Origin of the sequence: Maribrevibacterium harenarium, assembly GCF_006385675.1 — a bacterium.
GTDB classification, from domain to species: Bacteria; Pseudomonadota; Gammaproteobacteria; order Pseudomonadales; family Marinomonadaceae; genus Marinomonas; species Marinomonas harenarium.
On sequence record NZ_VFRR01000001.1, the window covers coordinates 31922 to 56541 of the forward strand.

The 24620-nt window shown below is 48.0% G+C and carries 26 protein-coding genes and 1 tRNA gene; 18 read left to right on the forward strand and 9 right to left on the reverse strand.

Annotation, left to right across the window (positions count from 1 at the left end; all coding sequences use genetic code 11):
• On the reverse strand, window positions 1-588 hold the full coding sequence (locus tag FJM67_RS00185; protein WP_140586522.1) for a Maf family protein: 588 nt from the start codon (window positions 586-588) through the stop codon (window positions 1-3).
• 138 nt (window positions 589-726) lie between these two features.
• On the opposite strand from FJM67_RS00185, the gene FJM67_RS00190 reads away from it, so the two are divergent.
• The 7 genes from FJM67_RS00190 (at window position 727) to fabF (ending at window position 5788) form a co-directional block, all read left to right on the forward strand.
• Window positions 727-1257, forward strand: coding sequence for a YceD family protein (locus FJM67_RS00190; protein ID WP_140586524.1), 531 nt, complete (start codon window positions 727-729; stop codon window positions 1255-1257).
• Between the two features lie 12 nt (window positions 1258-1269).
• Complete coding sequence (gene rpmF, locus FJM67_RS00195; protein ID WP_140586526.1) at window positions 1270-1449, forward strand: 50S ribosomal protein L32; 180 nt, start codon at window positions 1270-1272, stop codon at window positions 1447-1449.
• Window positions 1450-1461: 12 nt separating this feature from the next.
• Window positions 1462-2400 (forward strand): fatty acid synthesis protein, encoded by a 939-nt coding sequence (locus FJM67_RS00200; protein ID WP_140586528.1) that lies wholly within the window; start codon window positions 1462-1464, stop codon window positions 2398-2400.
• Complete coding sequence (fabD, locus tag FJM67_RS00205; RefSeq protein ID WP_140586530.1) at window positions 2397-3320, forward strand: ACP S-malonyltransferase; 924 nt, start codon at window positions 2397-2399, stop codon at window positions 3318-3320. Before FJM67_RS00200 ends, fabD begins: the two co-directional genes overlap by 4 nt.
• Window positions 3321-3339: 19 nt before the next feature.
• A complete protein-coding gene (fabG, locus tag FJM67_RS00210; protein ID WP_140586531.1) occupies window positions 3340-4068 on the forward strand; it encodes a 3-oxoacyl-ACP reductase FabG in 729 nt (242 codons plus the stop codon).
• A 137-nt stretch (window positions 4069-4205) separates the two neighbouring features.
• Window positions 4206-4439, forward strand: coding sequence for an acyl carrier protein (gene acpP / locus FJM67_RS00215; RefSeq protein WP_140586533.1), 234 nt, complete (start codon window positions 4206-4208; stop codon window positions 4437-4439).
• A 110-nt stretch (window positions 4440-4549) separates the two neighbouring features.
• Complete coding sequence (fabF, locus tag FJM67_RS00220; RefSeq protein ID WP_140586535.1) at window positions 4550-5788, forward strand: beta-ketoacyl-ACP synthase II; 1239 nt, start codon at window positions 4550-4552, stop codon at window positions 5786-5788.
• 64 nt (window positions 5789-5852) lie between these two features.
• On the opposite strand, the gene FJM67_RS00225 is transcribed toward fabF, so the two are convergent.
• Window positions 5853-6260 carry a PA2817 family protein gene (locus FJM67_RS00225; RefSeq protein WP_140586537.1) on the reverse strand — a complete coding sequence of 136 codons (408 nt, stop codon included), beginning with the start codon at window positions 6258-6260 and terminating at the stop codon, window positions 5853-5855.
• Between the two features lie 53 nt (window positions 6261-6313).
• Here FJM67_RS00225 and FJM67_RS00230 point away from each other — a divergent pair, with 53 nt between their 5' ends.
• The 3 genes from FJM67_RS00230 to queF are packed head-to-tail and all read left to right on the forward strand — an operon-like array spanning window position 6314 to window position 8839.
• Window positions 6314-7228: an ABC transporter ATP-binding protein gene (locus FJM67_RS00230; RefSeq protein WP_140586539.1), complete on the forward strand. Its 915-nt coding sequence runs from the start codon at window positions 6314-6316 to the stop codon at window positions 7226-7228.
• Window positions 7228-8001: an ABC transporter permease gene (locus tag FJM67_RS00235; RefSeq protein ID WP_140586540.1), complete on the forward strand. Its 774-nt coding sequence runs from the start codon at window positions 7228-7230 to the stop codon at window positions 7999-8001. Before FJM67_RS00230 ends, FJM67_RS00235 begins: the two co-directional genes overlap by 1 nt.
• Before the next feature lie 25 nt (window positions 8002-8026).
• Window positions 8027-8839: an NADPH-dependent 7-cyano-7-deazaguanine reductase QueF gene (gene queF, locus FJM67_RS00240; protein WP_140586542.1), complete on the forward strand. Its 813-nt coding sequence runs from the start codon at window positions 8027-8029 to the stop codon at window positions 8837-8839.
• Window positions 8840-8891: 52 nt separating this feature from the next.
• Here the strand turns inward: queF and FJM67_RS00245 are convergent, their stop codons facing one another.
• Window positions 8892-10427 (reverse strand): hypothetical protein, encoded by a 1536-nt coding sequence (locus tag FJM67_RS00245; RefSeq protein ID WP_140586543.1) that lies wholly within the window; start codon window positions 10425-10427, stop codon window positions 8892-8894.
• Window positions 10428-10527: 100 nt separating this feature from the next.
• On the opposite strand from FJM67_RS00245, the gene FJM67_RS00250 reads away from it, so the two are divergent.
• Both FJM67_RS00250 and FJM67_RS00255 read left to right on the forward strand, forming a co-directional pair.
• Window positions 10528-11094: a nitroreductase family protein gene (locus FJM67_RS00250; protein WP_140586545.1), complete on the forward strand. Its 567-nt coding sequence runs from the start codon at window positions 10528-10530 to the stop codon at window positions 11092-11094.
• 87 nt (window positions 11095-11181) lie between these two features.
• Window positions 11182-11269: transfer RNA gene (locus tag FJM67_RS00255), tRNA-Ser, on the forward strand.
• 59 nt (window positions 11270-11328) lie between these two features.
• Here the strand turns inward: FJM67_RS00255 and FJM67_RS00260 are convergent.
• The 5 genes from FJM67_RS00260 to FJM67_RS00280 all read right to left on the reverse strand — a co-directional run bounded on the left by FJM67_RS00260 (window position 11329) and on the right by FJM67_RS00280 (window position 14672).
• The gene (locus tag FJM67_RS00260; RefSeq protein WP_140586547.1) at window positions 11329-11718 is read right to left on the reverse strand and encodes an acyl-CoA thioesterase; all 390 of its coding nucleotides are present in this window, start codon (window positions 11716-11718) and stop codon (window positions 11329-11331) included.
• 2 nt (window positions 11719-11720) lie between these two features.
• Window positions 11721-12668, reverse strand: coding sequence for a GGDEF domain-containing protein (locus FJM67_RS00265; RefSeq protein ID WP_181161390.1), 948 nt, complete (start codon window positions 12666-12668; stop codon window positions 11721-11723).
• Between the two features lie 213 nt (window positions 12669-12881).
• Window positions 12882-13229 carry a stress response translation initiation inhibitor YciH gene (yciH, locus tag FJM67_RS00270; RefSeq protein ID WP_140586550.1) on the reverse strand — a complete coding sequence of 116 codons (348 nt, stop codon included), beginning with the start codon at window positions 13227-13229 and terminating at the stop codon, window positions 12882-12884.
• 15 nt (window positions 13230-13244) lie between these two features.
• Entirely contained in the window at window positions 13245-14006 is a 762-nt protein-coding gene (locus tag FJM67_RS00275; protein ID WP_140586552.1) for a pseudouridine synthase, read from the reverse strand.
• A gap of 54 nt (window positions 14007-14060) precedes the next feature.
• Window positions 14061-14672, reverse strand: coding sequence for an arylesterase (locus tag FJM67_RS00280; RefSeq protein ID WP_140586553.1), 612 nt, complete (start codon window positions 14670-14672; stop codon window positions 14061-14063).
• 16 nt (window positions 14673-14688) lie between these two features.
• Here FJM67_RS00280 and FJM67_RS00285 point away from each other — a divergent pair, with 16 nt between their 5' ends.
• From FJM67_RS00285 to FJM67_RS00310, 6 genes are read left to right on the forward strand one after another with little or no spacing between them, the layout of a single operon-like run.
• The gene (locus FJM67_RS00285) at window positions 14689-15387 is read left to right on the forward strand and encodes an ABC transporter ATP-binding protein (protein ID WP_140586555.1); all 699 of its coding nucleotides are present in this window, start codon (window positions 14689-14691) and stop codon (window positions 15385-15387) included.
• A complete protein-coding gene (locus tag FJM67_RS00290; protein ID WP_140586557.1) occupies window positions 15384-17840 on the forward strand; it encodes an ABC transporter permease in 2457 nt (818 codons plus the stop codon). Before FJM67_RS00285 ends, FJM67_RS00290 begins: the two co-directional genes overlap by 4 nt.
• 5 nt (window positions 17841-17845) lie before the next feature.
• Entirely contained in the window at window positions 17846-20173 is a 2328-nt protein-coding gene (locus tag FJM67_RS00295) for a DNA polymerase II (RefSeq protein ID WP_140586559.1), read from the forward strand.
• A 55-nt stretch (window positions 20174-20228) separates the two neighbouring features.
• Window positions 20229-22823 (forward strand): EAL domain-containing protein, encoded by a 2595-nt coding sequence (locus tag FJM67_RS00300; protein WP_140586561.1) that lies wholly within the window; start codon window positions 20229-20231, stop codon window positions 22821-22823.
• A gap of 3 nt (window positions 22824-22826) precedes the next feature.
• Window positions 22827-23495 (forward strand): TetR/AcrR family transcriptional regulator, encoded by a 669-nt coding sequence (locus tag FJM67_RS00305; RefSeq protein ID WP_140586563.1) that lies wholly within the window; start codon window positions 22827-22829, stop codon window positions 23493-23495.
• Window positions 23482-23796, forward strand: a complete 315-nt coding sequence (locus FJM67_RS00310; protein WP_140586565.1) for a glutaredoxin family protein — start codon at window positions 23482-23484, stop codon at window positions 23794-23796. Before FJM67_RS00305 ends, FJM67_RS00310 begins: the two co-directional genes overlap by 14 nt.
• 23 nt (window positions 23797-23819) lie before the next feature.
• Here FJM67_RS00310 and FJM67_RS00315 read toward each other — a convergent pair whose 3' ends face one another.
• Entirely contained in the window at window positions 23820-24587 is a 768-nt protein-coding gene (locus FJM67_RS00315; protein ID WP_140586567.1) for a TatD family hydrolase, read from the reverse strand.
• Window positions 24588-24620: the final 33 nt, after the last annotated feature.

Below are 24620 nucleotides of genomic sequence, written 5' to 3' on the forward strand. Positions count from 1 at the left end.
CTAACCAAGTGGATCCAGTCCAAACTTTATCAGTAATTCGCTGGTGGCGATCAACGGAAGTCCTTCTAGGGCGGTTGGGTCGTTACCAGCCATTTTCTTAAATAGGCGAATGCCTAATCCTTCACACTTAAAGCTACCAGCGCAGTCCAGCACGGATTCCTTGGCGAGATAACTCAGTATTTCTGCCTCGGTAAGTTCCTTGAAAGTCACATCAAATGGCACCGAACGGTACTCAAATTTCATATCGCTTACGCGAGTGATGGCAATGCCAGTCAAAAACGTGACTGTGTTGCCGCTGAATCTCATTAGCTGTGTTAGCGCTTTCTCAATAGTGCCGGGCTTTTGGATGACTTCCCCTGCAAACAAAGCTGTTTGATCGCTGGATAGTATTAAGCTGTCACCTTGATATAAAGTCGCTACTTTGCGTCCCTTTTCTAAAGTCATGCGTTGCACATAGTCTTCTATGGCTTCTTCGATAAGTGGGGTCTCATCAATATCCGCAGGATGAGTGCTAAACGGAAGTTGCAAACGTTGTAGTAGCTTCTGGCGATATGGCGATGCAGAGGCAAGAATAAGATTGGCTGACATGATTTTCCTAGGTTTTGCTAGTGAAATGGGAATAGCTGTGGCAGATTATCACTAATCCACTGCAAACCCGCAAAAATCTAATGGTTACGGCTAACTTTGTTTTGACAAGCTATAGGGTAGGCAATATCATTGCGCGCCATGTTGAATAACACATTACCCAAATATTTTGACCCGCGAAAATACGCTAATCAAAAAGTAGCGTTAGAAGGTCGTGTCGCGCTGGCATTAATGCCAGAGCTCAGCGAAGTTTTGACGTCCAATGAGGGCGATGCGGTTGTTCATCTAGACTTTAGAGTCGACGAAGATAGGCGCTATATCGCAACTGGTAGTGTTAAGGCGACTGTGCATCTTGAATGTCAGCGTTGCATGCATCCAGTTGGTATCGAGTTAGGCGTCGATTTGTCGCTTGGCTTCGTCTATGACGAAGATCATGCTAAAAATCTACCCGCTGAATACGACCCCGTTGTCATGACCGAGGGGGAGGTCATTCTGGCCGATATGATAGAGCAAGAGCTTTTGCTTGCGCTCCCTATAGTTGCTTATCATGAAGAAAATGGTTGCAACCCAATGGCTCTAAAGTATGCCTCGTCTACCGATGACGCACCGGATGACGAAATAAAACCGAATCCATTTAGTGTATTGGCCGATCTTAAGGTCAAGAAAAGTTAGGAGCTCCAAAAAATGGCTGTACAAAAATCTAAAGTGACTCGTTCACGTCGTGGTCAACGTCGTTCACACGACGCTCTAACTGGCCCAACTCTATCAGTAGAGCAGACTAGTGGTGAAACTCACCGCCGTCACCATATCTCTGCAGACGGTTTTTACCGTGGTCGTCAAGTAATCACCCCTAAAGGTGAGTAATAGATACCCGAAATGATTAGGGTAGCTATTGACGCTATGGGCGGGGACTTAGGTCCCCGCATTGCTTTTCAGGCTGTGGAGTCTATTCTGCAGCAGCATGACTCAGTGTTATTGCATATTTATGCTCGTCCTGAGCTGACGTTGCCTCCGCAACTCGCCACCCATTCTCGTGTTGTCTTTATCCCTTGCTCCGATGTCGTTGCTCAAAATGAAGCCGTAGATCGACGTTTGTTTAGTCGCCGGGATGCTTCCTTGTATCGCGCCTTGGATGATCTAGCACAAAGCAAGAACGATGTGGTGGTGACCTTAGGTAATACCGCCGTTATGGTCGCATTAGCTCGGCATCTTCTTGGTCTGTTGCGACCCAAGCTATACCCCGCGTTAATTCGCGAGCTGCAAACATCTCCCTTGCGTTGCTTGGTGGATTTGGGGGCAAATGTTCATTGTCCACCGAGCATGCTGCAGGGGTTTGCGCAACTGGGCGCAGCGTATCTTGAGGTTCATCCAGGGGAAAAAGCGCGAGTAGGCCTGCTGAACGTTGGCGTTGAAAGTAGTAAAGGAAGTCATGTTATTCGCGAAGCTAACAGTCTGTTGGCAAGGGAGTGTTGGCCGTCCTATGCTGGTTTCGCTGAAGGCTTTGAGCTATTTCAAGGGGAAAAAAATGTCATCGTTTGTGATGGCATCGTCGGCAATGCTGTGTTAAAAGCTGCCGAGGGCTTGCTAGCGTACATTGGCGCACAAGTTGGTCCAGGACATGAAATTAATCAATTATTTGCCAAGCAACATCGTCATGGTGCTTGCTTGGTAGGGGTGCGTGGCAACTTGGTAAAAGGTCACGGCCGTTCGGATGTTAACGCTATGGTTGGGGCACTGGAATATGCCATTGAGGTTGCCCAGTTCAACTTAGCTGTCGAAATAGAGAAGAAATTACATACACAGGGGATAGTATGAACAAGTCATTAGCCTTTGTTTTTCCGGGGCAGGGTTCCCAGCAGCTAGGCATGCTGGCGGATCTGGCGGAGCAATACGCAGTGATCAAAGAAACCTTTGCGCAAGCGTCTGAGGTGTTGGGGTACGATCTTTGGGAGTTGGTGCAAAATGATGCTGACGCTCTAAACCAAACAGATAAAACCCAGCCAGCGTTGTTGACTGCCAGTGTAGCTTTATGGCGCTTGTGGCAAGAAAAAGGCGGCGAGCAGCCTGCTTACGTCGCAGGCCACAGTTTGGGTGAGTACTCAGCGTTAGTTTGCGCCGGTGTTATTGCTTTTGAAGACGCGGTAGAGCTAGTGAAGTTGCGTGGTGAATACATGCAACAAGCGGTGCCTGCAGGTGAAGGTGCCATGGCAGCTATTATTGGCTTGACGGATGAGCAAGTTGTAGAAGCCTGCGCCAAAGTTGAGTCGGGCATTGTTAGTGCGGTGAATTTCAACTCCCCTGGTCAAGTGGTTATCGCAGGTCAAGCTGCAGCGGTAGAGGCGGCAATGGCTAACGCAAAAGAGGCTGGCGCAAAACGTGCTTTGCCATTACCGGTTAGCGTGCCATCCCATTGTGAATTAATGATTCCAGCGGGCGAAAAGCTGGCGCAGAAGCTAAACAGTATTACTTTCTTCGAGCCGCAAATTGCCTTGGTGCAAAACGTGACGGCTCAAGCAGTGTCAGATGCGGAAGTGATTAAGACCAATTTGGTGGCGCAATTAAGTCAGCCAGTGCTTTGGACGCAATCGGTCGCGCTGCTGAGCGAGCTTGGTGTAGAAACGACTGTCGAATGCGGTCCCGGTAAAGTGTTGGCAGGATTGAATAAACGTATCGTGAAAGGGCTCAATGCTATCTCCATCGGAGATGCGGCAAGTTTTGAAGCGGCACTAGCGTAACAACAGATAGGAGAAAACGATGAGCAATAAAGTAGCATTGGTAACCGGCGCTACCCGTGGTATTGGTAAAGCCATTGCCCAGGCCTTGGTCGCTCAAGGTGTTACCGTGGTCGGTACTGCAACCAGTGAGAGTGGTGCAGCGAGCATCTCTGAATACCTAGGCGACAATGGCAAAGGGTATGTGTTGGATGTTTCTAGTGACGAATCGGTTGATGCGGTACTGAAAGATATCGTTGCGCAATTTGGCGCGCCGACGATTTTGGTGAACAACGCAGGTATTACGCGCGATAACCTAATGATGCGCATGAAAATGGACGAGTGGGATCAGGTTATCAACACTAACCTAACTTCTGTGTTCCGCGTATCGAAAGCTTGCTTACGAGGCATGACAAAAGCTAAATTCGGCCGTATTATCACCATCAGCTCCGTTGTAGGTTCCATGGGTAATGCTGGACAGGCCAACTACTCGGCAGCGAAGGCTGGTTTAGAAGGTTTTAGCCGTTCCTTGGCGGCAGAAATCGGCTCTCGTGGCATTACAGTTAACTGTGTTGCCCCAGGCTTTATTGAAACAGATATGACCAAAGATTTGCCAGAAGAGCACAAAGCGAACTTGATCGCAAAAGTGCCTGCTGCGCGTCTAGGTCAACCAGAAGAAATTGCGGCTGCAGTGGCGTTCTTGGCATCGGATAACGCGGGTTATATCAACGGCGAAACTCTGCATGTCAATGGCGGTATGTATATGTCGTAATTTGAGTTGAATTTTCAATTCAAATCAATGAGAATACGTTCCCGGTTCATGATGAGAATCTCAGTCCGTGTAACGGGCGTAACGAATTTTATAATATGCTCAAAATGAGCTATTAACGAGTAAAGTAGGAACTTCTAATGAGCAACATTGAAGAACGCGTTAAAAAGATCGTTTGCGAACAGCTAGGTGTTAAAGAAGAGGAAGTAGTAGCATCTGCCTCTTTCGTAGATGACTTAGGTGCAGACTCCCTAGACACAGTTGAGCTTGTAATGGCTCTTGAAGAGGAATTTGATACTGAAATTCCTGATGAAGAAGCTGAAAAAATCACCACTGTTCAAGCTGCGATCGACTACATCAACGCAAACTTGTAATTCTCTGGTGAACTAAGTTTCCGAAAAGCCGCTTGTATTTTAAGTACAGCGGCTTTTCTTATTCTTGATACCTGCACCTAACATGGGTAGGTACTTTTTGGAGGAGCCTTATGTCTCGTCGTCGGGTAGTTGTCACCGGAATGGGTATGGTGACCCCCCTTGGCAACACAGTGGAAGATACTTGGGACAATATTCTCGAAGGAAAAAGTGGCGTTTCTGCTATCGAACACTTCGACGCCTCACAGTTTTCCACTCGTTTCGCAGCACAAGTAAAAGGGTTTAATGCCGAGCTTTACATGAAAGCAAAAGAAGCTCGTAAAATGGACCTATTTATCCAATATGGGATTGCAGCGGCTGTGCAAGCGTTAGAAGATTCCGGTATCACCGAGTCTAATGTTGACTACAGACGGGTTGGTTGTGCAATTGGTTCGGGTATTGGCGGTTTGCCGATGATCGAAAAGAACTTGGAATTGCTCAACGAGTCTGGTCCAAAGCGTATTTCTCCCTTTTTTGTGCCGGGCGCCATTATTAATATGATTTCTGGCCACGTTGCCATTCGCTTTGGTTTTCAGGGACCAAATATCTCTATTGTGACTGCCTGTACCACAGGTACACACAACATTGGTATGGCTGGTCGTATGATTGCTTACGGTGACGCTGAAGTTATGGTGGCAGGCGGAGCCGAAATGGCGATTACTCCATTAGGTATTGGTGGTTTCGGTGCCGCCAGAGCCTTGTCTACGCGCAATGATGATCCGTTTACAGCCAGCCGCCCATGGGATAAAGGGCGAGATGGCTTTGTAATGGGTGATGGCGCGGGCATGGTAATCTTGGAAGAATATGAACACGCTAAAGCTCGAGGAGCCAAAATATACGCCGAGCTTGCTGGTTTCGGTATGAGTGATGATGCTTTCCACATGACTGCCCCACCGGAACGAGGAGAAGGTGCTGTAGCCGCCATGGATGCCGCTCTGCGTGATGCTGGTTTGGCTCCAGTCGATGTGGATTACATCAATGCCCACGGTACTTCTACACCAATCGGGGATCTGGCTGAAACTGAAGCGGTGAAACAGTTAATGGGAGCCGATGCTTCAGATGTGGCGATTAGTTCTACTAAGTCCATGGTTGGGCATTTGCTGGGTGCTGCTGGAGCGGTTGAATCAATCTTTTCAGTACTGGCGATTCGTGATCAAGTTGCACCGCCAACCATCAACTTAGAAGAGCCTGGTGATGGTTGTGACTTGAATTATGTGCCGATGACCCCACAAAAGCGTAAAATTGATGTGGTACTCAACAACTCGTTTGGCTTTGGCGGCACAAACGGGACGTTAGTCTTCAAATCTATCTGATGATATCGTCAGTCGGTGCTGAATGACGCCGCTAACCGGATGTATTTCGGTTAGCGGCTCACCGCTATTGTATTGAAGTGGGAGTGGCTTTCAGGCTGTTAATGACCTGGGAAATGTCATAATCCTTTTCCTGAGAGTCGTACTGATACAGCTCCTCTTCCAATACTTCGTAGAATGCGATCTCTTCATCACCAAGATAATGTAGGCATTCTCCCCCAAGAAACCACAACAGTTCTCGTTTCATTAGTGGTACTAGGTGTGGGTAACAACGAATAAAACGTGCCACTAGTTCTTGTGCATCGAACTGAAAGTTAGGGGAAGCCGTTGCAGCTTGGGAGATGGCGTGCTGCCACTGCTCAATGAAATCCTGCTCTTCTTCATCGAGTACTTCCCGATCAAACGGGTCGTGCTCACGCCAGCGTTGTTGAAGTTCTGTCATTAACGTCACGATATATTGGGTGCGATTACTCAAGGGTAATAAGCCTCTTAACTGAATTTACTAAGATCTCAACGAGAACAGCTATTATGACATATGCGATCGAGATAAGAGACCTACGTAAGCGCTACGATAATGGTTTTGAAGCGCTTAAAGGCGTCAGTTTAAATGTGGAGCAGGGCGACTTTTTTGCCCTGTTGGGCCCGAATGGTGCAGGTAAGTCCACCACCATCGGCATACTGTGTTCCCTGGTCAATAAAAGCGGTGGTCATGTCGCTATATGCGGTGTGGATATCGATAAGTCGTTTGCCGATGCTAAAAAATACTTAGGCGTAGTGCCTCAAGAATTTAATTTCAATGTCTTTGAGACCGTATTCAATGTAGTGGTTACCCAGGCCGGATTTTACGGAATTCCCCGTCAACTGGCGGAAGAGAGAGCGGAAAAATACCTAAAGCAGCTGGATTTATGGGAAAAGCGCAATGTGCAATCCCGTATGCTATCGGGTGGCATGAAACGTCGTCTGATGATCGCACGAGCCTTGATCCATGAGCCGAAAATCCTGATTTTGGATGAGCCTACGGCCGGAGTAGATATCGAATTACGTCGTTCCATGTGGGAGTTTATTAAAGGGCTAAATGAGCAAGGCACTACCATTATTCTAACGACCCATTATTTAGAAGAGGCTGAGCAGCTATGTCGCAATATTGCCATCATCAATGCCGGTGAGATTGTAGAGAACACATCGGTAAAAGCCTTGTTGCGTACTCTCAATCAAGAAACCTTTATTCTAGATTTAGATCGGGAGCTCGATGCTGGTTTGCTGGGGCAATTTGAAGCCAAACCGGTAGGTGAAAGTAGTGTCGAGGTGGTCATCACTAAAGGACAATCTCTCAACGGCATTTTCGCTGAGTTACAGTCGGCCGGTATCCAAGTGCTAAGCATGCGTAATAAATCCAATCGTCTAGAAGAACTATTTGTGAAGCTTATCAAGGGGGATAAATAATGTCGTCCCAAGAAATTTGGATCGCGTTTTACACCATATTGCGTCGCGAAATTCGTCGCTTTATGCGTATTTGGCCACAAACTCTGTTGCCACCTGCAATCACTATGTCGTTGTATTTTGCGATCTTTGGCAATCTGATCGGTAGTCGAATTGGTGAAATGGGGGGCTTCAGTTACATGCAGTATATTGTCCCCGGCTTAATTATGATGTCGGTGATCACTAATTCTTATAGTAATGTGGCATCGTCGTTTTTTTCTGCCAAGTTTCAGCATTCCGTACAAGAGCTGTTAGTGTCCCCAACGCCTAACTGGGTGATTTTGACCGGGTATGTGCTCGGTGGTGTTGCCCGTGGCCTGTTCGTGGGTTTGATAGTGACCGTATTGTCGTTGTTTTTTACTAAGCTGCATTTGCAGAATTTATTGCTTACAGTGGTAGTAGTCTTTCTCACGGCAGTGATGTTTTCACTGGGTGGCTTTGTCAATGCCTTGTTTGCGCGCAGTTTCGATGATGTTTCTATAGTGCCAACCTTTATCCTAACGCCGCTGACCTATTTAGGTGGGGTGTTTTACTCGATCAGTCTGTTGCCAGATTTCTGGCAAGCGGTGTCCCTATTGAATCCCGTGTTATACATGGTGAATGCATTCCGTTACGGTATTCTCGGTGTATCAGATATCAATGTGGGTTGGGCATTAGTTATTATAGTGGCCTTCAGTGTTGCTCTATTTGCGGTCGGATTATCTCTACTTAATCGCGGCCGTGGTATTCGTAGTTAATTTGTATTTTTGAGGTTGTAATTGTATGGGTGCATTGCCCCTTGGTCAGCAGACAGAGTATGTCTCCCAGTATGACAAGGACTTATTGTTTCCAATCCCTAGGGTGGATAAATGGACTGAAATGGGGATCGGTGCCGAGCGCTTACCGTTTTTCGGCGAAGATATTTGGAATGCCTACGAAGTCAGTTGGTTAAACGAAAAAGGTAAACCTATTGTCGCTATTGCTGAGTTCCGCTTGCCTTGCAATAGCCCGAATATCATTGAGTCTAAGTCATTTAAGCTGTATTTAAACTCCCTAAACCAGATGCGCTATGCCAATGAATACGAAGTGCAAGCCTTGTTGGAACGTGATTTGTCCGAAGCGGCAGGGGCGCCAGTGCAAGTGGTGTTGCGCGATGTGGAGGCTATGGAGGCGCTGGTGGTGCTGACGCCGGATTATTGCATTGATGCCTTGGATGTGGCGATCGAGCATTATCATCCTGAAGCCTCTTTGCTATCTGCTGATGCTGACCAAGTTGTAGAAGAGCGGCTGGTAAGTCACTTGCTTAAGTCCAACTGCCCAGTAACCAATCAGCCGGATTGGGGTTCTGTGTTTATTGATTACAAAGGCCCGCGTATCAGTCACGAAGGTTTGTTGCAATACATTGTCTCCTTCCGAGAGCACACGGACTTCCATGAGCAATGTGTCGAGCGTATTTTTATCGACATTATGCGACAGTGCCGCCCGGAGCAGCTGACTGTATATGCACGCTACGTGCGTCGCGGTGGATTGGATATTAATCCCTATCGCTCTACTGGGGATATTCGTCTTGGTAACGACAGATTAGCGCGTCAATAGAGGTCAGTTCTTAACGTACCAGTAATAATTTTGACTTGCTGGTACGTCATTTCTAATTAAGAGTGCCTAGGTATTTCCGCTCTAAATCTGAGTAGGCAAGTTGTAAGCGGTCTAGCTCTAATGATTTGCGGTTATACTCGGTGCGCAACTCCTTCTCTTGGTTATGAGTCGCAGCGTTGACTAGCTGGTTTTTCAAATTGGTTGTGGCTTCTACCAGTTGACGATTGCGCTGGCGTAACCTATTGAGCTCGATCGTATCGTTTGTGCTACCGAGGGTCTTGTTTACCGAGTTCTCTAATTTCATGCGTGCGGCTTTCCTATCCAGTTGTTGCAGTAGTTCCTGATTCTCTTTTTCGGCGATCTCTAACTCTTGTACCAACAGTTGCACACAGGTTTCCGACTCTTGAAGTAGGCGCTCTAAGACTTTGACTTCCTTTTCTTGTTCTTCATAAATTGCATTATCGACCGCATCATTTGCTTTAGCATCCGATATGTCCGTCATGAAATCATTCAGAGTATCCTTTTTCGAACTGTTTACTTTGGTGAATTGTCCCACAGCAGTAGCATTTTCCTGTTGTAGCTTTTGCTCCAGAGCTTGCAACTCCTGGTCGCGCTTGGATATATCCTCTTTTAACGATTCTATAGATAGGTTAGTGGTATCTAACTCGTTGTTAAGCTGCCCAATCAGTGATTTTGACTCATTTACCAAGCGCTCCATACGTTGTAGGGCAACGGTGCGATTGTCTTTGTCTTGTTGGCTACCGTTCTCTTTTTGTTGTGCAAGTTGAGCCTGTAATTGCTCGATCACCGTCTGTTGACGGTCCGACAAATGCTGTAATGACTGTAAGTGCTTGTGGGAATCGTGCCGTAGTCTGTCTTCATTTTTGCTAATGGCGGATGGCTTAGGCGCAATCGAGATGGGTTCATTGTGGTACGCCTGTAATTTTTCATTTTGGCGGCGGAGTTTATCTAACTCAGCAGAAAGGCGCGCCAATTCTTGTTCTTTGATTTTCAAACGATTAAGACGTTTACTGGCTCTATCTATGCTGTCAGTGATGTCTTTATGTAGCAGCTTCTGATTATTGATTAGCTCCTCTTTGGAAAGGAGTAACTCGCCAGCTTGCTTAAACTCGTCATCCACTTCGCGAATACTGAGGGTTAAGTTCTCTTTGTTTTGCTGGTTCCCAGAAGAGGAGGCTACTGCATTCAAAATGCTGGCCATAAACCGGTTAAGAATCGGCCGTGGGCGGCTACTGGCTTCATTCAAAATGATTGCCCGTTCCGCCTTCAGTAGCGTTCCCCAAATTTTGAAGCGTGTAATCAAGGTTAGATCATCGACAGGTCGAAGACTTTTCAGCTTTTCTGCCGCAAAAGTCACCTGTTTATCCAAGAACGCAGCGAATTGCTTCATATTGCGCTCTTCCGCTTCTTCCCCAGTGGGTTCTGTAGTTGCCTCTGCACTCAATTCGGAGTCGGAGGAATCATCTTGTCGGCGGCGTAACTTAGCGCCGCGCCAAAATAAAAAAGCGCTGATGAACACCATGACTGTAGACACTTCCAGTAGTGCCCATAAAATCCACTTTGGCATCGCTTACCCCTCCCTTTTCGTGCACTAGGTTTGAATTTACATGCGCTCAGAAGTTCGCTATGTTGCACTTTCTATAAATATTAACGGAACTTGTGCGCTTATGAGTAAAGAATTTGTGTCTTTTATGCGTCGCCGTGTATCCGCGGCAACATTGGATATTCCGGCACCAAACAAAGCAGAGTGGCGCACCATATTGGACGCAGCTAGCCGCGCGGCGGATCATGGCAATTTAAAGCCATGGCGCTTTCGGGTCTACCAAGGGGAAGCCAGAGCGCAAATCGGTGAAATTTACTGGCAACATGCAAAGGCAGAAGTGCCTGAATTGCCCGAAGACAAAAAAGCGGGCTTTGTGAAAAAAGCCTATCGAGCACCCGCTATACTGATGGTTTACGCCAATGTCGTCGAGCACCCGAAAGTGCCGCGGGATGAGCAAATCATGGCCACTGCAGCGGCTGCGCAACAAGCTCTATTGGGGCTTGATGCCTATGGTTTTGGTGGTATCTGGCGCACTGGGCCGGCTTGTTTTACCGAGCAAACCAAACAGCTACTTGGCTTAGCGCCCAACGAAGAGGTTGTGGGACTCATCTATTGTGGTACGCCGACCCAAGACCTGGTTTATGTTGGCGACACCGGTATCGACGACCGCCTGACTTTCGTTGATGAATAAGCATTTAAATTTATAAAACGCTTGCAATTCAACAGCTTCGCCACTAAGATACGCCCCACAAATCGCGATGAGCGGTTAACCTGTTTTGGTGAGCTGTCCGAGTGGCCGAAGGAGCACGCCTGGAAAGTGTGTATGTCGAAAGGCATCAAGAGTTCGAATCTCTTGCTCACCGCCATATTAGAAACCCCGTTGGGTACGCCTAACGGGGTTTTCGCGTTTTTCGTACTCAAAAAACTAAAACAACTGCGCCGCTTCTTTGAATACTACCGGTTTGCCTTGGTCCGATATGGAAGCGACGATGATGCGAGCTTGCATCATTAGTTTGCCGGTGGTAGCGCAGGTGATGCGTTGGTTAAAGGCAAATTTAAAGCGGGAGACGGTTTCTGGCTCGGTGCTGATGACGGCGGTCATGCCGCTTTTTAGGGGGGCTTTGTAGTCGAGTTCCGCACGCATAACCACAAGGTGGATACCTTGTTTGGTGATTTCGGCGAAGTCCAGGCCTTTATCTTTTAGAAACGTGTGACGGGCGTGTTCTAGGTAGTTCTGGTATACGGCGTTGTTTACGATGCCTTGCATGTCGCATTCGTAGTCGCGAACGTCGATTTTAATGGTGTGTATGCTCATAGTTACCGTGTTGCGATGCGGTTTCTTCCTTGCCGTTTGGCGTTTTCTAAACACCGGTTGGCCCGAGCAATAAAGTTTACGGCAGTTTCTTGGCCGATAACAGTGGCGACACCGATAGAGACGGAAATGTTCTCGATATTGCTGCCTCGCTTGTTGCGAAGCCGTTGACGCGACATCTGTTCCCGCAATATTTCCGCATATTCCGACGCGTAATCTAAGGTTGCCTCATTGATCAATAGGGCAAAAGTGCCACCTTCTAATCGAGCTAAAGCTGAGTTATCAATTTTGCGGTTACGAATTAGGTTCGCCATGTAGCAGATCAAGCCAGTGCCCGCACGTCGTCCATACTGCTTGTTTACGGCTTTTAGATAGTCGATATCGATCAAAAGAATAGAGAGATCATCCTCCGAGCCGGGTAACCACTGGTAAAGATAGCGCTCTAGGCCTTTTTGGTTAAGTAGGCCGGTCAACGGGTCCAATTCGACGTTGTTGCGTAGTTCTTCCAGTTCCGATTTGAGCCCTTGAATCTCTTTTTGCACCAGTTGTAGGGAAGTCTGAAATTTATCCGCATCTTGGAGGGCTTTATGGGTACCTTTTTCAAGGTAATTCACGACTTTGTCAAGGTGCTGCTGACGATCGGCCCGTTTCAGCACGTGGCGGCTTTTGGTGACCACCTGTTCGAGCTGTTGAATAGAGCTCTTCATTTGTTCAGAGCTGCTGGCGACGGTGTTGATAAGTTGTTCTAAGGTATCTTTGTGTTCGCTGCCATAGCGCGCTTCCTCGGCAAGGAGGAACTCGTGGAATAGCTCCCGCGATATGAAACTGGGCAAGTGACCGATACGCGCCAGGGTATTATCGACCAATTGATTCAGGCGCGGAGACGTCTTGCGTACGTACTCGTACCAGATGCCGTAATTGTAGGGCGTGGGGGCAATATCCAATTTTTGCATAAGGGGAACTGCCTGGCGCAGGAAGCCGTATGCTTGCCTTGGACTATCGTTATGCATTCCAACCTCAGATACGAAAAGTTAACGGAAACCTAATATGTTAACGCCAGTTCAATTAGTCTATGTAATTGATATTATGGCGTAAATTTTTAAAATTCCGTATGGATTACGTTATCTGAGGCGGAAAATGTTAACACAAATGTAATAATATGTAATTTAGCCGCCGGCAAGCTTAGCTTTGATACCCATGTCTGCCAGAAAACGCATCACTTTTTCCCTTTGGTCTCCCTGAATTTCTACTGTCCCTTCTTTAACTGCACCGCCAACGCCACAATGGCTTTTTAATTTCTTCGCTAGCGTCTTTAGCTCTTCGGCTGTCATGGCAAGATCTTTAATTAAAGTGACGCCTTTACCTTTACGTCCTTTAGTCTCGAGCTGAACACGTACGTTGCCGCTGCCCAGTATGGCGTCTGTTGCCTGACAGGCGCAGTCGTCGATGGGATTGTTGCATTCTGGGCAAAGTCTGCCTTGGTCGGTTGAGTAGACCAAACGTTTATTTTTCATATCAATATCCTAGGGTTACGAAATTGTCTGATGACGATACAAATAGCTGAGCAGATCTTGAAAGTCGGCCGGATAAGGGGCAGTGACATCGACCCTTGCCCCAGAAAAGGGGTGTGTAAAGCTGAGTCGATGAGCATGAAGCATCAATCGCAGAGCGGTAAAGCCGTGTTCGCGAAAGGCATGGTTTTGATGACGGCAACCGTAACGGGTGTCCCCTAAAATCGGATGGAAGATATGCTTAAAGTGCCGTCGAATCTGGTGTTTGCGCCCCGTATCGATACGCGCTTCCATAAGGCTCAGCCGCGCCGTGGGGTAGCGACTAACAGGAATTGGTGCTTCAAACCTTGCTAAAGGTGAATAGTGCGTCACCGCGTCCTTTTCGGTGCCCTCGATTTTAAAACGACTTCTGCCTTTTTCCTCGTTGAGAGTCGCTAATGGGTAATCCACTACTCCGGCTTCTTGGACATGCCCCCGACTAAGGGCATGGTACACCTTGGTTACGGTGTGTGACATGAAGTCACTACCTAAACGGCGGGCTGCTTCGGGGGTTAGGGCTAACAGTAAGGCGCCGGATGTTGCCCGGTCGAGTCGGTGAACGGGGTAAACCCACTGGCCCAGTTGGGTATTCAGGCGTTGTACTACCGCGTCATCTTCCCCTTTGGCAAGGTCGGTACGATGTACCAACAAGCCGGATGGTTTGTTAATAATGACTAGATGTTCATCCTGGTATAGCAGTTCTAAAGGTGCAAATTCACCTGCGTGATCTGTTCCGGCCATTGTAGGCTCTTGAGGTAAGAAATTGGTCGTCACTTGGTGTCCTGTAACCGCTGATTAGGGTTGTAATAATTCGATTACGGCAGGGTAAAGGTTTTCAAGCACCTTTTTTTGTCCCTCTACGTTGGGATGTAGGCCGTCACTCAACATGAGGGAAGGATCTAGGGCCACATTTTCTAGCATAAAAGGGTAGTAGGCGACACCTGTTTCTGTGGCTAGCTCCTTAAACATATTGAAGAATTGCTCGGTGTAGAGGCGCCCGTAGTTGGGTGGCAAATGGTTACCCACTAACAATACTTCGGCTCCTTGGCGACTGGCGGCGTTTATCATTTGTTTGAGGTTGTCTTTTGCTATATCTAGTGGGTATCCCCGTAACCCGTCGTTGGCTCCAAGTTCCAAAATGACCCAATTAGGCTGGTGGGTACGTAAAAGGTTTGGGAAACGGGCGGCACCGCCTTGGGTGGTTTCGCCACTGACACTTGCATTCACAATATTTACGTTGGGGTGAGATTGTGAAAGTTTCGCAGACATGAGACTCACCCAGCCATCTTGCTGTCTTAAATTATAGGCAGCGCTTAAACTGTCACCCATTACTAATAGATTTTGCGCATTAATTGGCGATGCGTTCGCCAGAAATAGCAGGCTAAATAACAGGATAATCTTCTTCATAAGGGCCCTTCTAACTATGGACGATACCAATAACGCGGTGGTACTTAAAACCAACAACCTTACCCACGATGTTCAAGCAGGCGGTCAACCGCTGCAAATACTGAAAGGAATTTCTTTTGAAATCAAGGGTGGCGAGAGTGTCGCCATTGTCGGTGCTTCTGGTTCCGGTAAATCCACTCTGCTTGGCTTATTGGCTGGTTTGGACCGTCACACCGGTGGGGATATCGAATTAGCAGGACAATCCCTAAACGCTTTGGGGGAAGAGCAGCGGGCGCAGCTTAGAGCGCAACACGTGGGTTTTATCTTCCAGTCCTTTCACTTACTGCCGAGTTTAACCGCCTTGGAAAACGTGATGTTACCCGGTGAGCTAAAAGCCCGTGATGATGCCAAAGAACTAGCGCAGTCTTTATTGCAGGCGGTTGGTTTATCCCATCGTATGGGGCATTACCCAAGGCAGCTATCCGGAGGTGAGCAACAACGGGTGGCGATCGCCCGAGCCTTTGCTTCTGAGCCAAGTATCTTATTCGCCGATGAGCCGACTGGTAATTTGGACTATGAAAATGGTCAGAAAATCGAACAACTATTGTTTGATTTGAATAAAGAAAAGCAAACAACGCTGGTGGTGGTTACCCATGATCCAGAGCTTGCGGCGCGATGTGACCGTCGTCTGCATATGCATGATGGACGAATCTCGGAGCAGGAGGGGGCAGCGTGATAGCTTGGCGGTTATTGTGGCGGGAAGCCAAAACAGGGGATTTGTTAACGCTATTTTTAGCCTTGGTGTTGTCGGTTGCCACCGTGAGTGGTATCGGGCTATTTGTTGATCGTTTACAAACGTCTTTTACCAACCAGTCTGCCACCCTGTTAGGGGCCGATCGCTCGGTGCGGGCAGATGAACCTTTTGCATCAGAATGGTACCAACAAGCGCAGCAGCAAAATTTGCAAACAGCCACCACCGTCGGTTTTTCGTCGATGGTGTTTGGTGGGCAAGGGTTGCAATTGGCGCAAGTGACGGCAGCTTCAAATAACTACCCGTTAAGAGGCGAATATTTAGTCGATAATCAGCTATTTGGTACCGGCATAAGCTCAAATGAAGGGCCTAATGTCGGGGAAGTTTGGATTTCTTCCCGCTTGGCGAGTTTGTTGTCGGTGTCTTTAGGTGAAACTGTTCGCATCGGGGAGGCGGAGTTTACTGTGAGTCGCTACCTAGTGCGGGACCCGGGGGCGACCAGCTCTGCTTTCGCGATAGCTCCTCGAGCAGTGATTAATCTGGATGATCTGGCCAAGACGGAAGTTATTATTCCTGGTTCGAGGGTGCGCTATGCCTTCCTCTTTTCGGGAGAACCAGACAATTTAACCTCTTTTGAACAGTGGCTGACGCCCCAATTGGGAGAAGGACAGCGTATTCGCACCCCGATTCAACGGGGCGAGCGGATTGGTGATACGGTTGGCCGTGCTGAGTCGTTTTTGCTGCTGGCGGGGGCTTTAGCGGTGATTATGTCCGGTGTGGCGATGGCATTGGCATCGAGCCGTTATGTTAAGCGCCACTTGATTCAATTTGCGGTGATGAAAACCATCGGTGCGACGCCAAATAAGATTGCGGCGATTGTGTTATTGCAGCTGGCCGTGATTTTGGTGGCTGGCATCTTGGTGGGCTCCGCCCTAGGTTATGGGGTACAGCACATTATCAGCCAAGTGTTGCAAAGCCTTATGTCTATCGCATTACCCGCACCTAGTTTAATGAAACTTTGGTTAGGGGCGGCGACGGCCTTTATCTCGCTGGTGGCGTTTTGTCTGCCGTTGTTGATTCGTTTAATTCAAGTGACGCCGTTGGCGGTATTGCAACCTTCAGCAGCATTGCCTCCGAGAGTGGCGGTAACCTATCTAACCGGCATCGGTGGCCTATTTACCTTGATGGTGATCTACACGGGGGGCTGGTTGATGCCGCTAGTTATGCTGGTTGGTATCGGTATTACCAGTTTGGTGGTGGGGTTGCTTGGGCGTTTCTGTTTCCGCTTGCTGCGCCGTGCTGGTCAGAATATGAGTACCGGCTGGCAGATTGGCTTGGCTGCATTGCCGCGACGAATGCTGTCGAACCTGTTCCAGCTGTTGGTGTTTACCTTGATTATTATGCTGGCGCTGATCCTTTATGGCGTACAGAACAATCTGATCGCTGATTGGCAGCGGCAGCTCCCAGAGGGCACGCCAAATCACTATTTGTTTAATGTCCTAGAGAATCAAAAGGACGGTATCCAAAGCTACGCCCAAGACAATGAGTTGGCCATGTCCGAGTGGTTCCCCATGATTCGGGGTAGGGTAACTCATCTGAACGGGACGCCGGTGGCAGAGTTGTTTGATGAAAGCAAGGATGAGCCAGAGTTGGTGGAGAGAGAGCTTAACCTCACTTGGTCGACCCCAGAGCGGGAGCAACAGAATGTGGTAGCGGGTGAGTTCGATAATATTGGTGTCTCCGTCGAGCAGGAGGCGGCCAACGAGGTGGGGCTGGAAATTGGCGACGAGATGACAGTGAGCCTTGGAGGGCTAGATTATACCCTTCCGGTAACCTCCATCCGTAAGGTTGATTGGGAGTCTATGCAGCCCAACTTCTATCTGATGTTGCCTGCTTCAGTACTGGAGGAGTTCCAAGCTAACTTTGTCTCCAGTATTTTCCTAGACGCAGAGAGCGCGCCACCGTTCTATCGGTTTATGGCCAACTATCCCACGGTTTCCATGTTAAATATTGGTGAACTGTTACGTCAGGTGCAGGATATCGTCGCCCAGGTGGGGCAAGCGATTCAGCTGGTGTTGATCTTTATTTTAGCCTCGGGGGCCTTGGTGCTGTCTGCCAGTGTCCGTACGACCCTAGACGAGCGTTTGGAAGAAGGAGCTCTGCTACGTACCCTGGGTGCGCGCAAACAGATCGTACGTCAATCCATGCTGATTGAGTTTGGTGTACTAGGTGGTTTGGCGGGACTACTCGGCGCCTTTGGTGCAGAGTTGGCACTTTATGGTGTACAGAAGTTTATCTTCAATATGGAAACCAGTTTTCATGGTGTAATCTGGCTAGTGGGGCCGGTTGCTGGTTTGGTAATTGTGACAACCATTGGTATATTTGCCGCTCGAGCTGTTATTAGCGTTCCTCCTATACGAATACTGCGAGCAAATTAACTTCTATGACTCCCATTACTGGTCACGGCTATCTTATTACTCGCCATAGTCGTGACCAGAATGGCAAGCTCATATTGAGCTACTATCTCAATACTCCCCACGGCATTATTGAAGTTTGTGTTGTCGGCGAACAGGATGTGTTCTTCACCAATGCGGCGGTAGATTTCCTACCTCAAGTGGACGGTCTAATCTGTGAAACCTTGCCATTAAAGTCGTTTGCCGGTGAGCCAGTGACCATTGTACGCTGTGACAGTCTTGCCCTGAAACAGCAAGCGGTGGAGCGCTTGCGTCGCGGCGGCTACGAACTATACGAAGAGGATATCGCTCCTCAAGATCGCTATTTGATGGAGCGGGGTATTCGTGGCCTAGTAGAGTTCATCGGAGTGCCACAGGGTGCCACTGGTGTTGTTATTCGTGGGCGCTTACGTCGCGCTAGGGAAGAAAACGTTCCCCAATGGCAAGTTTGGTCTATCGACATCGAAACTTCCGTCAGTCGTAATGAAATTCTTTCGATCGGTATAGTCAGCGAGGCGCTGGAAGTTGTGCTCGCCGTACAGACTAGCGAATGTGATCTTGCCAATGTGATCCCTTATGGGGATGAAAAAGCCTTACTGCTCGGTTTTATGCGCTTTGTGCGCAAGCATCAGCCTCATGTTTTTATCGGCTGGAACGTGATCGGCTTTGATATCCAAATGATTGACCGGCGTTGTCGCTTTTACCAAATTACCCCAGCTTTTGGTGTGCAAGGGGAGCCTTGGCATGTACGTATGAGCAAAGGGACGGGTAAAGCATTCGCTACGATTCCCGGTCGGGTGGTGTTGGACGGTATTACGTTGCTAAAAGTAGGCGGATATCATTTCGACAGTTATAGCTTGAATCACGTGAGTGCCGAGCTGCTTGGGGAAGAGAAACTGCTGACGGCGAGCTCTAGATGGCAAGAAATCGAGCGTCTGTATGCCGAAGAGTTTGAGCGCTTTATCGAGTACAATCTGCAGGATTGCCGTTTGGTAGCCAAGATTTTCGCCAAGCTAGCCCTTTTAACTCTGCAGCAAACCCGCGTCGATTTAACCGGTATCCCGCTAGAGCAAACCGGTGGCTCGGTGGCATCATTTGAAAATCTCTATTTACCCCGTTTACATCGTTCTGGTTATGTAGCGCCCAGCTGGCGTGACGAGCCCTTTGTACCAAGCCCGGGGGGATTTGTGATGAACTCGGTGCCAGGGCTTTTTCGCAATGTGCTGGTTTTTGACTTCAAGAGCCTGTATCCCAGCATTATTCGTACTTTTTTCATTGATCCGCTGGCGCGAGTTGTGGACGCCCCTAGCGGTAGAGTGCCAGGGTTTCGTGGGGCGGCGTTCAACCGTCAAGTGGCAATTTTGCCCGCCTTGGTGGGTGAGTTAGCCGAGGCCCGAGAACAGGCCAAAGCCCAGCAACAGAGCATTCTTAGCTATGCCATCAAGATCATTATGAACTCCTTTTACGGCGTACTTGGCTCGGACGTGTGCCGTTTCTATCATCCGCAATTGGCAAGCTCTATTACGCTCAGGGGGCATGAATTGCTCAATATGAGCAAAGAGTGGATGGAGCAACAGGGGGCTAAGGTCATTTATGGAGATACGGACTCCCTATTTGTATGGCTTGGGGATGACCTAGACGAACAGAAAGTATGGCAAACCGGTGAACATCTGTGTGCTGGGTTGAACCAATATCTTACCGATTGGTGCTGGCAATATGCCCAGCTAGAGTCCCACTTAGAATTAGAGTTTGAAACCCTATATAGCCGCTTCTACATGCCTACCATTCGTGGTCAAGAAGAAGGAAGTAAGAAGCGCTATGCTGGACTAAGTAATGGCAGCTTAGTATTCAAAGGGTTAGAGGCAACTCGAAGCGACTGGACGGAGCTGGCGCGACGCTTTCAAACTGAGCTGTTTGAGCATCTGTTCCACGATCGCGATGTGACTGAATATGTGAAAGACTTTGTAGCACGTTTACACCAAGGGGAGTTCGACCATGAGTGTATCTATCGTAAGCAACTCACTAAACCCGTCTCCAGCTATATCAAGGTCATTCCACCCCATGTAAGAGTAGCGAAACAGATAGACCTTGAACGGCAACGTCAGGGGCTGGAGCCCATGTTTGAGCAAGGCCGGCAACGGGTGGAGTACTTTTATAGCCTAGAAGGGGCGCAGCCGTTTGAAAGTTATGAAAATTTAACACGAATTGACTATGATCATTACATTAATAAACAGCTTTTGCCGATTGCTGAAGGTGTTTTGGCGTTGCAAGGAATTGAAGTAATGTCACTGCTGACGCCACAATTCAATCTAATTTAGTGGTAGCGCCTCGTTGACTGGTTGAGGCGGCAATGGAATCTTTGGGAGAGATGGCATGAATGCCCATCGGACGACCTTCAAATCGATCTATTTAATCGCGCTGTTGTTTTGTGGGATTTCGCTCGTTGCTTGGCACCAAGCCAGCAGTTTTACCGAGTTGCGTCCGCTGGGTTCAAGCAAAGATGTCTTATCTTATACTTTCGTAGATGATGGTTCTGTACTCTCCGTTGAACAAATTCAAAGTCAAGCGTACCGCGCGGCCAAGCACGGGGATCTTTCTTTTGGTTATCAATCTGACGCATTGCTGGTAAGAGTTACGTTGCCCCAAGGGGTGAGTCAGGACGCCATTTTGGTGGTGGACTACTCGTTGCTTGATCGATTGGAGTTATGGCAAATTAGCGACACCAAAGTCGTCGGGCAATGGCAAAGTGGAGATATGCAGCCCTTCTCATCGCGTCCGCTAGCCAGTCGTCAGTTTCTCTTTCCATTAGTCGAGACATCTTCGCCAACCGAGCTATTTCTGATGGCTCAGAGTGAAGGTACCTTGAAAGTGCCACTTTACTTTTCTTCTTTTGCTGTGGAAGACGCCCGCGGCCAATACACGAGTATGTTGCTGGGTGGGTATCTTGGCTTTATTGCGCTAATGATGCTGGTTAGCGTGATGATGGCACTTATTGCCGGGGATCGAACTTATCGCATCTATATGCTTTATGTCGCATCAATCGGTTTATTTAATGCTCAAATGACCGGCTTGCTGTTTCAGTGGGTTTGGCCAGAATCCCCGAAATTTAACGCCTCTTTTACTAACGTGGCTATCTACCTTTCAGCCGCCTGTCAGATTTGGTTCGTCATGGCCTTCCTGAACGTAAAATCAAAAATTGCCCTCATAATCGGACGCGGTTTTGTGCTGATCTGTATTTTGGGCATGGCCTCGGCGTTTCGTCCCAACACCTATGCTTTATTAACGTCTGTTGGAACGGTAGTTCTAATAGCTTCAAGCTTGTTGTGTGTGATGCTAGCAGTAAACAGATTGAAGCAATCTGCTACCCATGGGAGTGACTGGTATTTCATGGCAGCTTGGGTGTGTATGCTACTTGGAATCAGTATTACTGCAGCGGGTGTCATGGGGTTGCTACCGTCTACCTCGATAGTCAACAACGCCACGTTAATTTCCTCCATGTTAGAAGTCTATTTCCTTTTGGCGGCTCTGATTGATAGATATAACCGGGAAAAAAATCAAAGTGTCTCCGCCTTGTCTCAAGCCCTGTTGGAATCGCAAAAACGCGAACAAATTGAGCGCCATTTGTTGTTTCAGGCAACCCACGATTCCCTATCGCGATTACCTAAAAAGGAGTTGTTGATTAGTCGTTGGGGGGCAAAAGACGCGAATTCGTTACTGCAACATGAAACGGTGTCCGCCTATATCGTGCATTTTGAAGGGTATTATGATCAGGTATTAGCGTTGGGACAGGAGGCTGCAGAGGCGATTGTACTTGCGTTGCATACGCGGCTACGCCACTACACCAAAAATAATAACGCCATAGTGCGTATTGATGATCAGTGGTCGCAGGATAAGGTTGCGGTGCTGGATACCTCCGATATGTGTTTTATCGGCGTCAATGACGGTTTGCTAACGAGTCCCGCAGAGCTTGAACACCTCTATCGTTGTTTATGTGAACCTGTTCCATTCGGATTGCTAAAGCTTGAAGTTAAACTAACTATTGGCGTAGCAACGGTTTCCCAAGAAAATGACCTGAGTAGTACTTTGCGCCGTGGGCAAGTGGCAGCCAAAGAAGCTGCAAACCGAAACTTGCACTTCCTTTTGTATGACGAGAGAGAAGGAGAAGATCCAGAGTATTCGGCAAAGTTACTAACGCGCTTTCAACAAGCCATGCAATTTGAAAACTTATTTATGAAGTTTCAGCCACAGATAGATCTCCGTACCGGTGAAGTGGTGGGTTTTGAATCTCTATTGCGATGGTTTGATGTAGAGGAGGGGGTATATCAATCGCCGGATCACTTTATGCCTTTGGTTGAGCATACTGGCTGGGTGGGGCCGTTGGCAGAGTTTGTTACCCACTATAGCTGTCGTTTTTTACAGCGCTTTTATGCCCATTTTGGCGTACAGCCCCAGATATCTATAAATCTATCCGGCAGAAATCTAAGCGACCCCCATTTGCCTGAAAAACTGATAAATATCATTAAAAGCTATTCAATTTCACCTGATAAGGTCGTTTTTGAGGTCACAGAGACCGCATTTGTGGGAGACGCCACCAAAGCGAAAATGATATTATCTCGCTTGTCGGAAAGCGGCGTGAAAATCGCGCTGGATGATTTTGGCACGGGATATTCTTCGTTGAATTACCTACGTACACTGCCATTCGATAAATTAAAGATAGATAAGTCTTTTCTCGATGACATAGATCGCTCAAGCCACGCAAATACAATCATGGCTGCGACTCTTGCTCTCGGGAACGAGCTGGGTATGGACGTAATCGCCGAGGGAGTGGAAACACAACAAATGGCTGAGCGCCTGCAAGCCATGGGTTGTCACTACTGTCAGGGCTTTTATTACGCCAAACCCTTAACAGAAGCTGAACTATTTGAGTGGTACGCCGCTCGCAATAGTAATGGAACTATTATTGAGTAAAACATGAAGTTACCGCCGAAACGATTAATCACCCATGACCGCCTTCGTAAAGCTATTCAAGAATTGATTCTTGAGATGGATTGGCCAGCAGTGACCGTACAGGATGTAGCACAGAAAGCGTCAGTCAGCGTTGGTACTTTTTATAACTATTATCAGAGCAAAGATGAAGCGCTGGCGGATATTCGCGCCTGTCTTACTGATCTTATGCGTCGCGATCTCGGTGCGTTATTAGCCACTCAGGAAAGTGTCGAGAAACGCATCGCGTTATTAGTGAAGTACTTCTGCAATTTGATCAATAATAAACCCTCTTGGGCGAGTTATTTCTTCAAGGCCGAACGCTTTAGTGATCGCATTGATGGAGGTCTTTCCTACTGGTTAGTGCCCCTGATCTTAGAAGGTCGCCATTTTGAGCGGATGCATTTTGACAGTCCAGAGATTGCGGCTAATTACATTGAAAATGGCTTATTTCCATTGCTCAAGCGCTTCCATATGGAACAAACCCAGGTGACGGAATTACAGAGCCATCAACTGAGCATGATCACGCTCGCATCCCTTGGATTGCATGGTGAATCTCTTGAAGTTGCTGTACAACAGGTCTGCCCCGTTACGCCATTGGCCACCTTGCCAGTATCTATTTTTGAGCTAGAGAGGCAGTTACTTGGCTTTTCATAGTATCGCGCTACTTGGCACCCTAGGGTGCCATCTGTGTGAACAGGCTCACGCCATTGTTCATCATGTGGTAGGCGAAGAGTTTCGCATTTATCAAATTGATATCGCATCTCGAGAAGAATGGGTTGCTCAATATGGTCTGCTGATCCCAGTAGTGGAATGCGGCGGGCAAGAATTGCATTGGCCTTTCAACGATGCTGATGTCGCTGCATGGCTAAGTGCTATAGAAGAGCCTCAGCGAGTCAGTCAACTGGCTCCTCTGATGATAATTGAGTCCCCAAAGTCGCGAAGATATTTGCGCTAATCACGGGGCTTTGAATTGCTGGATTAGTCGCTGATGCCAAAGAGGTCGGCATTATTTTTGTTGGTCTGCTGAATCAGCTGTTCCAAATCGACCCCTTTTTGTACTGCGATTGCCTGAGCAATCACCGGAAGGTATTTCGGATGATTACGTTTTGGTCGAGGGCGAACATTTCGAGGCGTTAGATAGGGAGCGTCCGTCTCTAATAAAATGCGATCTAATGGCAAATAATTTAATGCTTCCACTAACTCGCTGTTACGGCGTTCGTCCAGTAGCCAACCGGTGATGCCGACATAAAGTCCTAAATCCAAATAAGTAGCCAACTGCTCTTGATCGCCCGTAAAACAATGTATGACCCCCGCCAGATTGGTGTCACGTAAGCGAGCCGTTAGTTCCGTAAATGCCTTTCGCTCATGTAAGTAGACTGGCTTATTTGTCTCTTTGGCGATAGCTAGCTGGGCTTCGAGAGCTGTGATTTGCTGCTCTGGAGTCGAATAGTTACGGTCAAAATCCAAGCCCATTTCGCCAACAGCTAGACATTTGGGGGACTGTAACAGCTTCTTGATTGAGCAGACACTTTCTTGATGCCAAGTTTTTGCCTGATGGGGGTGTACCCCTGCCGTGAAGTAAAGCTGCTGATTTTGCTCACATAGTTGCTGATTAAGTCGAGTTTCGCCTAGGTCGGAGCTGATACAAATAAGTTTTTTTACGCCCGCTTGGCTGAAGTCCTGAATAAATTGCTCTAAGTCGTCCAAGTAAAACGGGTGCTGGATGTTGACGCCAATATCAATCATAGGCCAAGAGTTTCCAAGGTTTAGGTCAATCAG